Raw genomic sequence first — 15,114 nt, 5'->3', positions numbered from 1 at the left:
AATAATAGGGCTGTGTTTAGAGTATATTTTTTACTTTAAACACAGTCTTTTATTTTTCGGAAATATAGGGTTAAACTGTAAAATGCATCTTTTTTCTAATAAAGTAGAATAATCCTCTTATTTTTGAATAAATTTACATAAAACAGGTATAAAGGGATATATTATAGTATGCTGAGGACAAATAATGTCCTAGAAAAGAAGTTTTTTTTCACAAAAGTGAAAATTTAATTAAATTTTATGTACAATGGAAATGGGATGAAGTGATAGAGACGGAGGGGTTGGATGGTCACTAAATCGTTAGACATAGATCATGATGTTTTATTAAACAGCATTCGCAAGTTAGGGGATAATTCGAAAGAAAGTTACGTTATTTTTGATGCAACCAATTGTCAGTGCATACTGGAATGTAGTGATTCTTTTTGTACGCTTACAAATGCTTCGCGGTCACAAATCCTAAATACTAATTTTTTTTCATGGCTTTCTATGGATGAAGAAAAGACAACCATTGAAATGATGAAAGAAAAAATACATAACGGCATAATGGTACAAGCGAAGCTTACTCATAATACCATTAATAAACACCCCTTTTGGGCGGAAATACAAGCATTACCATTTTGTAATGAGGCAAATGTAACGCAATTTGTTCTAGTACTTGTGAAGGATGTTACCTATTATCATACAGAAGATTTCTTTATGCGTTTAGAAAATGATATGTACAAGGCGATTGAAAGAGATAGCAGCTTTGAACAAAAAATGAAAATGATATGCCGTGGACTTGATGAATTTTTCATGCCGAATATTTCAAGTATGGTTCTCATTAAAAAGGACGCAAAACAATTGCAAGTATTTACAGGTGAGGATGAATCACGATGTGTACCAAAATGTTGTGAAAACAATGAATTTTTTACGGAAATTATGCAGTCAGAAACATCTACGTTCATTGAAAATTTAGATGAAGTAGATATTCCTGTAGAACATAAAAAATATGCAACATTGTCTCAAATGCCATATGGTTGGTTTATACCAATACGCAATCAACAACGGCAAGTGATAGGACTTTTTTCAATATTTGGTCAAAAAACGTTAAGTGACCAAAAGTTTTTGAAAAATATGTTTCGGAAAATGGGGGCACTAGTTGCCTTAGCTTTTTCGTATGCGAAGACGCAGAAAAAAATATGGGGTTTAGCCTACACAGATATTACAACGGGTTTACCAAATCGCCACAGCTTCGTTAATTCTCTCGAAAAAGTAGTTGAACAGGGTCAAAGTGGCTTTATTAAAATATTAAAACCAAGTGAATTTCACCAAGTAGTCGAATTATACGGACGGGAAGTTGGTGATGAACTTTTAAGACAACTTGCCAAACGACTTGAGCAAGACAAGCCTGAATACCATGAATATGTTGCTAGATTTACAAGTTCTAGTCTTATTATGTCTACAATAGCACAGCATGAAAATTTACAAGATTACGAAGTGCGGATAAAGGAAACAATTCGTCAGCCATTTGTTATTGGAGGAAAGCAAATCTATATAACGTTAAAAACAGGTATTGCTTCTTATAATAATAGTACAAAAATCAATGATGCAATCCGTTTTGCTGACAATGCTCTCTCCTTTGCTATCGATAAGCCAGGTACACATACAGAAATATTTACGACAGAGAAAAATGATGCACTTGTGCAGAAAATGACCATTTTAAACCATTTATCTCAAGCGATTAAAAATAAAGAAATTACTGTCCATTTACAGCCTAAAGTAGATTTACGTAATGGCGAAATTAAAAGTATTGAAGCTCTAGCACGTTGGATTTCTCCTAAGCTAGGTTTTGTTTCACCAGCAATCTTTATTCCAGTAGCAGAAAGTGTGGGAAAGGTTCGGGAAATCGATGTTCAAGTTCTAGAAACTGTACTCTCATGGCTTTCACAGCGTCAACGGTTAGGAAAAAAATTAGTGAGAGTAGCAGTCAATATTTCACCAGATCATTTTTACTATCCACATTTTGTTCAGGATACAGTAAAACTAGTTTGGAAATATAAGATTGATCCTAGTTATATCATTTTAGAGGTAACAGAAAATATTGGCCTAGTAGATTTCCAATCTGCCTATAAAATTATTCAAGAGCTAAAGAGCTATGGCTTTAAAACATCAGTAGATGATTTTGGCACAGGTTTTTCATCATTAAGTTATTTGCAACAATTACCGTTCACTGAATTAAAGATTGATCGGAGCTTTATTAATGCAATTGAAGATGCTGCAACACTGGCTATAGTGCGCTCTATTATTCAACTGGCATTAAATTTAGGGATGACATCAGTAGCAGAGGGGATTGAAACAGAAGAACAGGTTGAAATTTTACGTACGCTTGGCTGTACTGTGGGACAAGGGTATTTCTACTATAAACCAATGACAATTGAACAATTAGATACAATCCTTGAATAATAACTTATTTTTGTCAAAAGAACTATAACAAAAGGAGTAGTCCTAAATTTATTTTTGAGGCGACTCCTTTTTTCTGTTATACTAGTTGAGATAAAAATGAAATCCGAACGGTTAGGAGAGAATCCCTTTGAGCAAAGTCTATGTATTTGATCATCCACTAATCCAACACAAGTTAACTTATATTCGTGATAAGAACACAGGAACTAAAGAATTTCGTGAGCTAGTAGACGAAGTAGCGACACTTATGGCGTTTGAAATCACACGTGATATGCCTGTAGAAGAAATTGAAATTGAAACACCTGTAACCATTGCAAAAACAAAAGTACTATCTGGTAAAAAGCTTGCTATCGTACCAATTCTACGTGCAGGTATCGGCATGGTAGATGGCGTATTGAAGCTTATCCCAGCTGCAAAAGTTGGACATATTGGTCTTTATCGTGACCCTGAAACATTAAAGCCAGTTGAATATTATGCAAAATTGCCTGCAGATGTTGAAGAACGTGATTTCATTATTGTAGATCCAATGCTAGCAACTGGTGGTTCAGCAGTGGAAGCTATCCATTCATTGAAGAAACGTGGAGCTAAAAACATTAAATTCATGTGCTTAATTGCCGCACCAGAGGGCGTAAAAGCTATTCAGGAAGAACATTCGGATGTAGATATTTACATTGCTGCTCTTGATGAAAAATTAAATGATCATGGCTATATTGTTCCTGGTCTAGGTGATGCAGGAGACCGCCTATTCGGTACAAAATAAACATCAATACATGAAATTCCTTTATTTAGGAGAAACTAATAACTTGTGAAAGCGTCCTTCAAATTGAAGGGCGTTTCATAGTATGTTTGGGCAAGTACATCTCTTGATAGCAATCAACGGATGTGGCTAACCTTCTCATACAATAACAAAAAGGACGGTGCAGATCGTTTTGACAAAGAAATGGAAAGTAATGACGATTTTTGGTACAAGACCAGAAGCAATTAAAATGGCTCCTCTCGTTTTAGAGTTACAAAAGTATCCAGAGCAAATAGAATCTATTGTAACCGTAACAGCACAGCATCGCCAAATGCTTGATCAAGTACTAGAGACATTTAAAATTACACCTAACTATGATTTAAATATTATGAAGGATCGTCAAACATTAATTGATGTCACAACAAACGCTTTACAGGGCTTAGATAAAGTAATGAAAGAAGCACAACCTGATATCGTTTTAGTACATGGTGATACAGCGACGACTTTTATTGCCAGCTTGGCGGCATTTTATAATCAAATAGCTATCGGACATGTGGAAGCTGGTCTTCGTACGTGGAACAAATATTCACCGTACCCTGAGGAAATGAATCGTCAACTAACAGGTGTGATGGCTGATTTGCATTTTGCACCAACAGAGGTATCTAAAAAGAATCTACTAGATGAAAATAAAAACCCAGATACTATTTTCGTGACGGGTAACACAGCTATTGACGCATTAGCAACAACGGTTAGCGAGCATTACACTCATCCAGTATTAGAAAAAATAGGTGAGGATCGCATGATTTTATTAACGGCACACCGTCGAGAAAATTTAGGTGAGCCAATGCGTCATATGTTCAAAGCGATCACAAGAATACTAGCAGAGCATGAGGATGTACAAGTTGTTTATCCTGTGCACATGAATCCTGCTGTAAGAGAAATTGCCAATGAAATCTTAGGTGATAATAATCGTGTACATTTAATAGAGCCACTTGAAGTGTTTGATTTCCATAACTTTGCAGCCAATTCATATATGATCCTAACGGATTCAGGAGGCGTGCAGGAGGAAGCCCCATCATTAGGGAAACCAGTGCTAGTGCTTAGGGATACAACAGAACGTCCAGAAGGGATTGCAGCTGGAACATTAAAGCTAGCAGGAACAGAAGAGGAAACAATTTATGCCTTAGCTAAAGAGTTACTAACAGATAAAAACGCCTACGAAGCAATGGCAAAAGCATCAAATCCTTATGGGGATGGACATGCATCTAAGCGTATTGTAGAGGCATTGCTAGGATTTTTACTAAAAACTAATTAATGTACTAATTTTTATTGTGAAAAATAAGTCTAATGTACCTATTGGAATGGGTAAGCTAATTTACGAGCATAATCATGTCGTAAATTAGCTTTTTTAATGCGTCAAGAAAATAGGAGGTTTTGAAACTATGAAATTTCATACACAAATTTGTCAACAATTTGACAAGAGTATAGAGGCTGTGAAGTTTTTCTCCTTTACCAATTGACTTCAAATATCACCTATTGTATGCTTACAAAGGGTAAGAATGATAAGGGTTTCTGTTCATAAATAGGACGTTGAAACACTTGTTATATCAACTTTCTACTAAATTGACAGTTCAAAATAAAACTGTCGATTTGCAACGTTTTGTGCGTTTCGGTTTTTACCGAGTCGGTAAGGGGTGTAAGTTATTTTTGGGCATTTACACCTGTAATTGAAATGACTCTCCCATTACTATTCCGCTGTGAGTAGTGCTTTTCACTGCTCTTTTCTGATTTCACATAGTGGTCAGCAAACGTTTTCATTACTCGAAAAAATGATTCAGGAGATTACAACCAATGCTAGATTTGCATCACATTTTTGCTGTGCAGAAGAGGGCGTTATTTTTTTTGCTTGCACTCTGCGCATTAGGCTGGGGATTCACTCCCTATCAAACTGTTTTTGCGGGCATCGCAGTAGGTGCATTTTTTGGTACGTATAATTTTTGGATTTTAGTTCGCCGGATGGAAAAGTTTGATCGATCCATTAGTGAAGGGAAGAAAATAGGCTCACTTGGTACAGCGCTTCGCTTTGGATCAGGTGTTGCGGCAGTCGCAATAGCCATTTCGTTGCCAAACTATTTTCACTTAATTAGCACGGTTATAGGGCTAATGATTCCGTACGTTTTTCTCTTTGTCGAGAGAATTGTGTCACATGTAAGGAACCGCTAATGTGCTTTAAATTAGAAAGAGAGGTGAAAAATAACAATGAATCACGGAGCTCCGTTACTAGAAGTCGGTTTTTTAACATTTAACTTATCGACAGTTATGATGTTACTAGTTGCCGCAATTATCGTATTTTTAATTGCTTTTATCTCAACTAGAAGCCTAAAGTTAAAACCTACTGGTATGCAAAACTTTATGGAATGGATTATGGATTTCGTTAAGAATATCATTAAAAGCAACATGGACTGGAAAACTGGTGGTCGATTCCACGTGTTAGGTATTACGCTAATTATGTTTATCGCAGTATCTAACTTACTAGGTCTTCCATTCTCAATCGTCTTTGATCATGAGCTATGGTGGAAATCACCAACAGCTGACCCAACAGTAACGATGACGTTGGCAGCAATGATTTTAGTCTTAACGCATTTCTATGGTATTAAAATGAAGGGTACAGGTCATTATGTTGGTACATTCTTCAAACCAATGTCATTCATGTTCCCACTTAAAATAGTAGAAGAATTTGCAAACACATTAACATTAGGTTTACGTCTTTACGGTAACATTTACGCGGGTGAGATTTTACTTGGCTTACTTGCAGGATTAGCATCATCAGGTGCCGTGGGATTCATCGGAGCAATCGTTCCTATGATGGCATGGCAAGGTTTCTCAATTTTCATCGGCTTCATCCAAGCCTTTATCTTCACAATGTTAACAATGGTTTACATGGCTCATAAAGTGAGCGATGACCATTAATATAAAGCATATATCCTATGCTTGAACCACAAAAAAACAAACAATTCCAAGGAGGAAATTTTCAAATGACAGGTTCATTAGGTTTATTAGCAGCAGCAATCGCAATCGGTTTAGGTGCACTTGGTGCAGGTATCGGTAACGGTCTTATCGTTTCAAAAACAGTAGAAGGTATCGCTCGTCAACCAGAAGCTCGTGGCGTTCTTCAAACTACAATGTTCATCGGGGTTGCATTAGTTGAGGCCCTACCGATCATCGCAGTAGTAGTAGCATTCATCGTAATGAACAAATAATTCAGTTGAACACTGAATTTTACTAGTGGCGAAGCAGGATTCTCCAGATGAAACTTCGCCCTTCATTTTGGAACTGATAAAAGCTATGTGTAAATATAGCTTTTTAAAATAGGTAGTTTTTTAGTTAATAAATTATGTTGAAGTTAAAGCTCTTGAAGGGAGTGAAACAATCGTGTTTTTAGATAATCTTGTACTAGGTGCAGGCGCTGGATTTAATAGCGGAGACATCATCGCAACATTAGTTATCTTCTTAGTATTAATGTTCTTACTTAAGAAAGTAGCTTGGGGTCCACTTATGGGCATCATGCAACAACGTGAAGAATTAGTAGCGAGTGAAATCGAAGCAGCTGAAAAAGCGCGCAAAGAATCGCACCAATTTTTAGAAGAACAAAAGAGCCTTCTTAAAGAAGCTCGTACGGAAGCACAATCGATTGTTGAAGGCGCTAAGAAGCAAGGCGAACTACAAAAAGAAGAAATTCTTACTGCAGCTCGTAATGAAGCAAACCGCTTAAAAGAATCAGCTTTACGTGAAATTGAGTCTGAAAAAGAAAAAGCTATTGCAGCTGTACGTGATGAAGTCGTTTCATTATCTGTACTTGCAGCATCTAAAGTCCTTAGCAAAGAGATTTCTGAGGCAGACAACCGTGCTCTAATTGAAGAGACGATTGCGAAGGCAGGGGAAGCTCGATGAGTAATTCAACTGTAGCAAAACGTTACGCTCAAGCGCTTTTTGAATTAGCGCAACAAAAAAACATGCTTACTGAAGTTGGAGCAGACTTAAGCGAACTAACAAAAGTTATTAAAGAATCTCCTGATTTTTTAACGCTTTTAAATGCGCCTAAGTTCTCCATCGAACGTAAAAAACAAATGGTAGCTGAAATCTTTGCTGGGGCAACACCAGAAGTTTTACACACAGTTCAACTTTTAGTTGAGAAAAAACGTGTAAACGAGATGAAGCTAATTGCTAATGCATATGCTGAACTTGCTGCACAGGCACAAGGCACTGCAGATGCAACAGTATTTTCAACACGTGCACTTTCTCCAGAAGAAAGCGCTAATATTTCGGCAGCGTTCGCGAAACTTGTTGGAAAACAATCATTAAACATTACAAACGAAATCGATCCATCTTTACTTGGTGGTATTCGTGTTCAAATCGGTAACCATATTTATGATAGCTCAGTAGCAAATAAACTTGAGCGTCTGAAACGTGAATTAATCGGTTAATAATTTAGAAATGTGAGAGGTGACATACATGGGCATCAAGGCTGAAGAAATCAGCAGTCTGATTAAACAACAGATTGAGAATTATGAATCTGAACTTAAAGTAAGCGAAGTTGGTACAGTTATCCGTATTGGTGACGGTATCGCTCTTGCTCATGGCCTCGACAACGCCATGGCTGGAGAGCTTTTAGAGTTCTCTAATGGTGTTATGGGTATGGCTCAAAACCTAGAAGAAGGTAACGTTGGTATCGTAATCTTAGGTCCATACACTGACATCAAAGAAGGCGATGAAGTTCGTCGTACAGGTCGTATTATGGAAGTACCAGTTGGTGAAGAACTAATTGGTCGTGTTGTAAACCCACTTGGTCAACCAGTGGATGGACAAGGTCCAATCAACACTACAAAATCTCGTCCAATCGAAAGTCCAGCTTTCGGTGTAATGGCTCGTAAATCAGTACACGAACCACTACAAACTGGTATTAAAGCGATTGACGCATTAGTACCAATCGGTCGTGGTCAACGTGAGTTAATCATTGGTGACCGTCAAACTGGTAAAACATCTGTAGCTATAGATACAATTCTTAACCAAAATGACCAAAACATGATTTGTATCTATGTAGCAATCGGTCAAAAAGAATCAACAGTACGTGGAGTTGTAGAAACTCTTCGTAAACATGGCGCTTTAGATTACACAATCGTTGTGACAGCTTCTGCTTCTCAACCAGCTCCATTACTATTCTTAGCACCATTTGCTGGTGTTTCTATGGCAGAAGAATTCATGTTACAAGGTAAACACGTTTTAATCGTGTACGATGATCTTTCTAAACAAGCATCAGCTTACCGTGAACTTTCACTTCTTCTACGCCGTCCTCCAGGTCGTGAAGCTTACCCTGGTGACGTTTTCTACTTACACAGCCGCTTACTTGAACGTGCTGCGAAGTTAAACGAAACATATCAAAATGGTTCAATTACAGCTCTTCCATTCGTTGAGACACAAGCTGGGGATATCTCTGCATACATCCCAACTAACGTAATCTCAATTACTGATGGACAAATTTTCTTACAATCTGACTTATTCAACTCAGGTGTACGTCCAGCGATCAACGCCGGTCTTTCTGTATCACGTGTAGGTGGATCTGCTCAAATTAAAGCGATGAAAAAAGTTGCAGGTACGCTACGTCTTGACTTAGCTGCATTCCGTGAGCTTGAATCATTCGCACAATTTGGTTCAGATTTAGATAAAGCAACACTTGCTAAACTTGAGCGTGGTAAACGTACGGTTGAAGTTCTTAAACAAGACCTAAACAAACCACTAAAAGTTGAAAAACAAGTTGCGATCCTTTATGCATTAACTAAAGGTCATTTAGATGATATTCCAGTACAAGATATCGTTCGCTTTGAATCTGAATTCTTAAGCTGGTTAGATTCAAACCACACAAACGTTTTAGATCATGTTCGTACTACTAAAGAGCTTGCTCCTGATGCGGATTATGAAGCAGCAATTAATGCATTCAAAAAAACTTTCGCTAAATCAGAATAAGTTCAACGAGTCACTTGATTAAAAAACAGAAGGTGGTGAAATACCAGTGGTAAACTTACGCGAAATAAAAGGTCGTATTACTTCAACAAAGAGTACGAAGCAAATTACAAAAGCGATGCAGATGGTTTCTTCTTCTAAGTTACGTCGTGCAGAGCAAAATGCTAAAGCTTACGTTCCATACATGGAAAAAATTCAGGACGTAGTAGGCGCAATCGCTTCAGGGACAAAAGACAGTGGACATCCAATGTTAACTGCTCGTCCTGTTAAGAAAACGGCTTACTTAGTCATTGGTTCTGACCGTGGTCTTGCGGGTGCTTACAACTCAAGTATCCTACGTCAAGTACAACGTACAATTAACGAGCGTCATAAATCAAAAGACGAATACGTTATTTTAGCAGTAGGTCGTGTTGTTCGTGACTACTTTGTGAAACGTGATCATAATGTCATCAGTGATGTTGTCGGTCTTCCTGACCAACCAACATTTGCTGATATTAAAGAAATCGCTCGTAATGCTGTTGGTATGTTCATTGATGGTACGTATGACGAACTTTATATGTACTATAATCACTTTGTCAGCGCTATTGCTAGTGAAGTGACAGAGAAAAAACTTCTTCCATTAACAGATATTGCCCCTGCAAGCGGTAATGCTTCTTACGAATTTGAACCATCTGGTGAAGCAATTCTAGAAGTGTTACTTCCACAATATGCGGAAAGCTTAGTTTATGGCGCATTATTAGATGGAAAAGCAAGTGAACATGCTTCTCGTATGACGGCTATGAAAAATGCAACAGATAATGCAACTGATCTTATTTCAGACCTTTCTTTGCAATATAACCGTGCACGTCAAGCGGCGATTACACAAGAAATTACAGAAATCGTTGGTGGAGCTGCAGCCTTAGAATAGGCAAGCAGCTTCCCAATGTCGTATAAGAATACGATAGGAGGGTACACAGTAATGAATAAAGGACATGTTATTCAAGTAATGGGTCCAGTTGTTGACGTAAAATTCGACAATGGCCAATTACCAGCAATCTATAACGCATTAACAGTTAAGATTGAACGTCCTAATGAAGAACCAACAATTCTTGCATTAGAAGTTGCGCTTCATTTAGGTGATGATTCTGTTCGTACAATTGCGATGTCATCTACTGATGGCTTACAACGTGGAGCAGAAGTAACAGACTCAGGAAAAGCTATCTCAGTACCAGTTGGTGAAGTTACACTAGGTCGTGTATTCAACGTACTTGGAGAAGTAATTGACTTAGGTGAAGAGATTCCAGCTGACGCACGTCGTGATTCAATTCACCGTGAAGCACCAACTTTCGAGAACCTTTCAACTTCAGTTGAAATTCTTGAAACAGGTATCAAAGTAGTAGACTTACTTGCACCATATATTAAAGGTGGTAAAATCGGTCTATTCGGTGGTGCCGGTGTAGGTAAAACTGTATTAATCCAAGAATTAATCAACAACATCGCACAAGAGCACTCAGGTATCTCTGTATTCGCTGGTGTAGGTGAGCGTACTCGTGAAGGGAACGACTTATTCTTCGAGATGAGCGATTCAGGCGTTATCAAGCAAACAGCGATGGTATTCGGTCAAATGAACGAGCCACCTGGTGCACGTATGCGTGTAGCTCTAACTGGTCTTACAATGGCGGAATACTTCCGTGATGAGCAAGGCCAAGACGTGCTTTTATTCATCGACAATATCTTCCGTTTCACACAAGCAGGTTCTGAGGTTTCTGCCCTATTAGGTCGTATGCCTTCTGCGGTAGGTTACCAACCAACACTTGCAACTGAAATGGGTAAACTACAAGAGCGTATCACATCTACGAACAAAGGATCTGTAACTTCTATCCAAGCGATCTATGTACCAGCCGATGACTATACTGACCCGGCTCCAGCTACAACTTTCGCCCACTTAGATGCAACTACTAACCTTGAGCGTAAATTATCAGAAATGGGTATTTACCCTGCGGTTGACCCACTAGCTTCGACTTCTCGTGCATTATCACCTGAAATCGTAGGCGCTGAGCACTACGCAATTGCTACTGGTGTACAACGTACAATCCAACGTTACCGCGAATTACAAGATATCATTGCGATTTTAGGTATGGATGAGTTATCTGATGAAGATAAACAAACAGTAGAACGTGCTCGTCGTATTCAATTCTTCTTATCACAAAACTTCCACGTAGCGGAACAATTCACTGGTCAAAAAGGTTCTTATGTACCTGTAAAAGAAACTGTTCGCTCATTCAAGGAAATCCTTGATGGCAAATGGGATCACCTACCAGAAGATGCTTTCCGTCTAGTTGGTTCAATTGATGAAGTAGTTGAAAAAGCGAAAAGCATGGGCGTAGAGGTTTAATACTAGGGACGAGGAGGAAAAAATATGAAGACAGTTCTAGTCAATATTGTCACTCCCGACGGCCCAGTATACGATTCTGAAGTATCAATGGTAATCGCTAAAACAACTTCAGGAGAAATCGGTGTTCTTGCAGGCCATATTCCAATGGTTGCTCCACTTGCTATTGGTGCAGTGAAGCTTAAAAAAGAAAACGGTTCGACTGATATTGTTGCTGTAAGCGGTGGTTTCATTGAAGTTCGTCCAGAAAAAATCTCAATTTTAGCGCCGTCTGCTGAAATTGCTGAAAATATCGATGTTCAACGTGCTAAAGAAGCCGTTAAACGTGCTGAAGGACGTCTTCAAGGTAAACAAGACAACATTGATTTCAAACGTGCTGACCTAGCATTAAAACGTGCGTTGAATCGTATCAACGTTCATGAGGGTAATATCTAATTCATTTTTAACGGGCAGATATAGCATCTGCCCGTTTTTTAAGGTGACCTAGGAGAAATGGAGGAGGAAACATGGAAGTATATGAAGCGATAGGACAAGAAGCTTTGTTAGGTATTTTATCTCATATCTTTTTTATCGCAATTACTTTTTATGCATTACAGGCTTTTATGTTAGAGAAAATATTTAAGAAGAATCGAGTTTTTCAAATTCAGCTTATTTATATTTTATTAAGTATTGCAATCGGTACAACTGTATCCAATTTCTTTCTTCAACTATCTAATTGGTCTGGCAAACTTCCCTACTTATTTTAAAGCAGTGAACCGTCTATATTAATGAAGATGGTTTACTCTACATGTTTCAAAGGACTTTATAACCCGATTTGTGTGGCCCTTTGAACTATGTAATAAACGTGTTCAACGTTAATTGGGCTTGCCCAAACCGTTTAAAATTACCTGGTATTTGCTATAATCATCGCCCACTCTAAAAAAATGTGAGAAAAGTTGTTTTTTATTCATATATCTTGGGGTATGTATTAGAAGCGAACTGGTTATTGGTCATTCACAAAAAAAAATTGGTAGCGTACAATAAATAAATAGCAAAATATCTAATAATGGCTTAAAATAGTGATTTGGACGCTTGAACGAGCGTTAGAAAAGTTGTACTATAGAGTTGTTTGTTTACTGATTATGACATTATACTTCTTTTTAAAATAAAAATTCGATAGGTTAATAGATTGAATTCGGAGGGACATAGGGTGGATAAAATAATAGTGACTGGCGGCCAAAAACTACAGGGAAAAGTACGTGTAGAGGGCGCAAAAAATGCAGTGTTACCAATCCTTGCGGCAGCTTTACTTGCTTCAAAAGGAGAAAACGTAATTAAGGAAGTCCCTAATTTAGCAGACGTCTTTACAATAAACGAAGTACTTAAAAGTTTAAACGCAGCAGTTACATATATACCTGAAGATAATGCCGTGTATATAGATGCATCAAAAGAACTTTCAAGTGAAGCTCAATTTGAATTTGTTAGTAAAATGCGTGCATCCATTTTAGTAATGGGCTCTTTACTTGCTCGTAATGGATATGCTCGTGTTGCTCTACCAGGAGGCTGTGCAATAGGTTCTCGCCCGATTGAATTACACTTAAAAGGCTTTGAAGCAATGGGTGCAAAAATCTCATTTGGTCATGGTTATGTAGAGGCGAAAACAGAAGGTCGCTTAAAGGGGGCTAATGTATATTTAGACTTCCCAAGTGTCGGTGCAACAGAAAATATTATGACAGCTGCATCTCTAGCAGAAGGGACAACTGTCATTGAAAATGCAGCGAAAGAGCCTGAAATAGTAGATCTTGCAAACTTCATTAATAGTATGGGAGGCCGTGTAATCGGTGCAGGTACCAATACAATTCGTATCGAAGGAGTCGATACATTATATGGAGTAGAGCATCATATTATTCCCGACCGTATTGAAGCTGGTACATTTATGGTAGCAGCAGCTATTACTAAGGGAGATGTAGTGATTGAAAATGCAGTACCAGAGCATATGACAGCTTTGATTGCTAAGATGCGTGAGATGGGTGTAGAAATTACAGAGTTGGATGAAGGAATTCGTGTACGTGTTCCACATACATTAAAAGCTGTTGATATTAAAACGATGCCACACCCAGGTTTCCCAACAGATATGCAATCACAAATGATGGCTTTAATGCTAACTGCTGAAGGTACGAGTATTATTACAGAAACGGTATTTGAAAATCGTTTTATGCATGTTGAGGAGTTCCGTCGCATGAATGCTGGTGCTAAAATAGAGGGACGCTCTGTGTTTATCGAGGGGCCAGTTAAACTTCAGGGAGCTGAAGTGATGGCAACGGATTTACGAGCTGCGGCTGCACTAATTTTAGCAGGACTTGTATCTGAAGGAGTAACACGAGTTACAAAGCTTCATCATTTAGATCGTGGTTATGTAGATTTCCATGGCAAATTAGCCGCTCTTGGTGCTAATATTGAACGTATTACTGAAGAAGTTGAAACAATTGAAGAAATTACGGTTGAATTACCTACAAACTAAGCTCATTTCTAAACCCTTTGCTGTTTAAGCAGAGGGTTTTTTTGTTTTCTCATAACTAAATAAAGTCTAGCATATTATTCCTTATGAAAAAATGGATGATTAGTATAGGTGTCCTTTGTTTATTGGGAGTATTATATATGCTTCCTGTAGTAGGGTTGAGTGAAAGAAGAGAGGCAGTGAAACCTCCAACTAGTGATGATAATGCCTGTGAAATATTTATAGAAGTGGAGGGACAAAAGGAAAAAATCCCTTTGGAGACGTATATTACAGGTGTTGTTGCAGCCGAAATGCCTGTTTCCTTTAAAAAAGAGGCATTGAAAGCACAGGCGATTGCTGCACGCACCTATGCATTGAAAACGACAAATTACGGTAAAACAGCCATTGCTCCAACTGTAGCAAGACAGGTTTTTTACGATGAAGAGCAAAGAAAGGCGAATTGGGCTAGCAATTTCCTGGGAAATGAAAAGAAAATTGTCGAAGCCATCAATGAAACGAAAGGACAAGTTCTTCTATATAATAATGAACTAATTACAGCTATGTTCCATTCGACGAGCAATGGGAAAACAGAAAGTGCTTACGGTTATAGTGGTAATAATGTTCCATATTTACAAAGTGTTGCAAGTGTATCAGATCAAGCTTCACCAAAGTTTACTGCTGAGCAGGAATGGACATTAGCACAATGGAATAAGCTTTGGCCCGTTCAATGGCAAGCTAGTGATTTTAATCGTGTCCAGCTATTTTACAATGACTCGGGGCGAGTAGATCGTTTGCAGTTAGGGAATAATGTTTGGACGGGAAGAGAGGTACGAACAATACTCGGCATTCCATCTACTGATTTTACAATTAACTATAATAACACGACAAGAAAGGTTCATGTAAAAACTCAAGGCTATGGGCATGGAGTGGGAATGAGCCAGTATGGAGCAGAAGCAATGGCGAATGAAGGGAAAACCGCAGCTGAAATTTTACACTATTATTATCAAGATATTGAAATAAAAAAAATAGATGCATGTTTAAAATAGCTTCTAGTTGTTCACACTGCAACTAGAGGTG

Annotated in this window: 15 protein-coding genes; all 15 read left to right on the top strand. The window is 38.1% G+C overall.

Annotation, left to right across the window (positions count from 1 at the left end):
- Positions 1-282: 282 nt before the first annotated feature.
- The 15 genes from SJW71_RS21360 to spoIID all read left to right on the top strand — a co-directional run bounded on the left by SJW71_RS21360 (position 283) and on the right by spoIID (position 15,083).
- A complete protein-coding gene (locus SJW71_RS21360) occupies positions 283-2,439 on the top strand; it encodes an EAL domain-containing protein (RefSeq protein ID WP_431811519.1) in 2,157 nt (718 codons plus the stop codon).
- A 127-nt stretch (positions 2,440-2,566) separates the two neighbouring features.
- Positions 2,567-3,196, top strand: coding sequence for a uracil phosphoribosyltransferase (upp, locus tag SJW71_RS21355; protein ID WP_004269470.1), 630 nt, complete (start codon positions 2,567-2,569; stop codon positions 3,194-3,196).
- A gap of 169 nt (positions 3,197-3,365) precedes the next feature.
- Positions 3,366-4,487: a non-hydrolyzing UDP-N-acetylglucosamine 2-epimerase gene (wecB, locus tag SJW71_RS21350; RefSeq protein WP_431811518.1), complete on the top strand. Its 1,122-nt coding sequence runs from the start codon at positions 3,366-3,368 to the stop codon at positions 4,485-4,487.
- A gap of 536 nt (positions 4,488-5,023) precedes the next feature.
- Positions 5,024-5,395 (top strand): ATP synthase subunit I, encoded by a 372-nt coding sequence (locus tag SJW71_RS21345; protein WP_004269472.1) that lies wholly within the window; start codon positions 5,024-5,026, stop codon positions 5,393-5,395.
- Positions 5,396-5,431: 36 nt separating this feature from the next.
- A complete protein-coding gene (gene atpB, locus SJW71_RS21340) occupies positions 5,432-6,142 on the top strand; it encodes a F0F1 ATP synthase subunit A (RefSeq protein WP_322604785.1) in 711 nt (236 codons plus the stop codon).
- A gap of 65 nt (positions 6,143-6,207) precedes the next feature.
- Positions 6,208-6,432, top strand: a complete 225-nt coding sequence (atpE, locus tag SJW71_RS21335; RefSeq protein ID WP_004269474.1) for a F0F1 ATP synthase subunit C — start codon at positions 6,208-6,210, stop codon at positions 6,430-6,432.
- Between the two features lie 172 nt (positions 6,433-6,604).
- The gene (atpF, locus tag SJW71_RS21330; protein ID WP_274795558.1) at positions 6,605-7,123 is read left to right on the top strand and encodes a F0F1 ATP synthase subunit B; all 519 of its coding nucleotides are present in this window, start codon (positions 6,605-6,607) and stop codon (positions 7,121-7,123) included.
- Entirely contained in the window at positions 7,120-7,656 is a 537-nt protein-coding gene (locus tag SJW71_RS21325; RefSeq protein ID WP_274795559.1) for a F0F1 ATP synthase subunit delta, read from the top strand. Before atpF ends, SJW71_RS21325 begins: the two co-directional genes overlap by 4 nt.
- Positions 7,657-7,684: 28 nt before the next feature.
- On the top strand, positions 7,685-9,193 hold the full coding sequence (atpA, locus tag SJW71_RS21320) for a F0F1 ATP synthase subunit alpha (RefSeq protein ID WP_274795560.1): 1,509 nt from the start codon (positions 7,685-7,687) through the stop codon (positions 9,191-9,193).
- Between the two features lie 46 nt (positions 9,194-9,239).
- Complete coding sequence (gene atpG / locus SJW71_RS21315; protein ID WP_274795561.1) at positions 9,240-10,097, top strand: ATP synthase F1 subunit gamma; 858 nt, start codon at positions 9,240-9,242, stop codon at positions 10,095-10,097.
- A gap of 51 nt (positions 10,098-10,148) precedes the next feature.
- Positions 10,149-11,564, top strand: coding sequence for a F0F1 ATP synthase subunit beta (atpD, locus tag SJW71_RS21310; RefSeq protein WP_274795562.1), 1,416 nt, complete (start codon positions 10,149-10,151; stop codon positions 11,562-11,564).
- Positions 11,565-11,588: 24 nt separating this feature from the next.
- Positions 11,589-11,996: a F0F1 ATP synthase subunit epsilon gene (locus SJW71_RS21305; RefSeq protein WP_274795563.1), complete on the top strand. Its 408-nt coding sequence runs from the start codon at positions 11,589-11,591 to the stop codon at positions 11,994-11,996.
- Positions 11,997-12,067: 71 nt separating this feature from the next.
- Positions 12,068-12,307 (top strand): DUF1146 family protein, encoded by a 240-nt coding sequence (locus SJW71_RS21300; protein WP_274795564.1) that lies wholly within the window; start codon positions 12,068-12,070, stop codon positions 12,305-12,307.
- 443 nt (positions 12,308-12,750) lie between these two features.
- Positions 12,751-14,061 (top strand): UDP-N-acetylglucosamine 1-carboxyvinyltransferase, encoded by a 1,311-nt coding sequence (gene murA, locus SJW71_RS21295; RefSeq protein ID WP_312504963.1) that lies wholly within the window; start codon positions 12,751-12,753, stop codon positions 14,059-14,061.
- Between the two features lie 137 nt (positions 14,062-14,198).
- Positions 14,199-15,083 carry a stage II sporulation protein D gene (gene spoIID, locus SJW71_RS21290; RefSeq protein WP_274795567.1) on the top strand — a complete coding sequence of 295 codons (885 nt, stop codon included), beginning with the start codon at positions 14,199-14,201 and terminating at the stop codon, positions 15,081-15,083.
- Positions 15,084-15,114: the final 31 nt, after the last annotated feature.

Source organism: Lysinibacillus sp. FW12, assembly GCF_050817245.1.
Classification (GTDB): Bacteria; Bacillota; Bacilli; order Bacillales_A; family Planococcaceae; genus Lysinibacillus; species Lysinibacillus irui.
This window is presented reverse-complemented; position numbering and strand designations above follow the sequence as displayed.

What these genes read in the sequence shown, in the direction of transcription:
- SJW71_RS21325 (WP_274795559.1), top strand. Translation starts at nt 7,120, where the DNA reads ATGAGTAATTCAACTGTAGCAAAACGTTACGCTCAAGCGCTTTTTGAA.
- spoIID (WP_274795567.1), top strand. Translation starts at nt 14,199, where the DNA reads ATGCTTCCTGTAGTAGGGTTGAGTGAAAGAAGAGAGGCAGTGAAACCT.
- SJW71_RS21360 (WP_431811519.1), top strand. Translation starts at nt 283, where the DNA reads ATGGTCACTAAATCGTTAGACATAGATCATGATGTTTTATTAAACAGC.
- atpE (WP_004269474.1), top strand. Translation starts at nt 6,208, where the DNA reads ATGACAGGTTCATTAGGTTTATTAGCAGCAGCAATCGCAATCGGTTTA.
- atpB (WP_322604785.1), top strand. Translation starts at nt 5,432, where the DNA reads ATGAATCACGGAGCTCCGTTACTAGAAGTCGGTTTTTTAACATTTAAC.
- atpA (WP_274795560.1), top strand. Translation starts at nt 7,685, where the DNA reads ATGGGCATCAAGGCTGAAGAAATCAGCAGTCTGATTAAACAACAGATT.
- SJW71_RS21300 (WP_274795564.1), top strand. Translation starts at nt 12,068, where the DNA reads ATGGAAGTATATGAAGCGATAGGACAAGAAGCTTTGTTAGGTATTTTA.
- atpD (WP_274795562.1), top strand. Translation starts at nt 10,149, where the DNA reads ATGAATAAAGGACATGTTATTCAAGTAATGGGTCCAGTTGTTGACGTA.
- SJW71_RS21345 (WP_004269472.1), top strand. Translation starts at nt 5,024, where the DNA reads ATGCTAGATTTGCATCACATTTTTGCTGTGCAGAAGAGGGCGTTATTT.
- SJW71_RS21305 (WP_274795563.1), top strand. Translation starts at nt 11,589, where the DNA reads ATGAAGACAGTTCTAGTCAATATTGTCACTCCCGACGGCCCAGTATAC.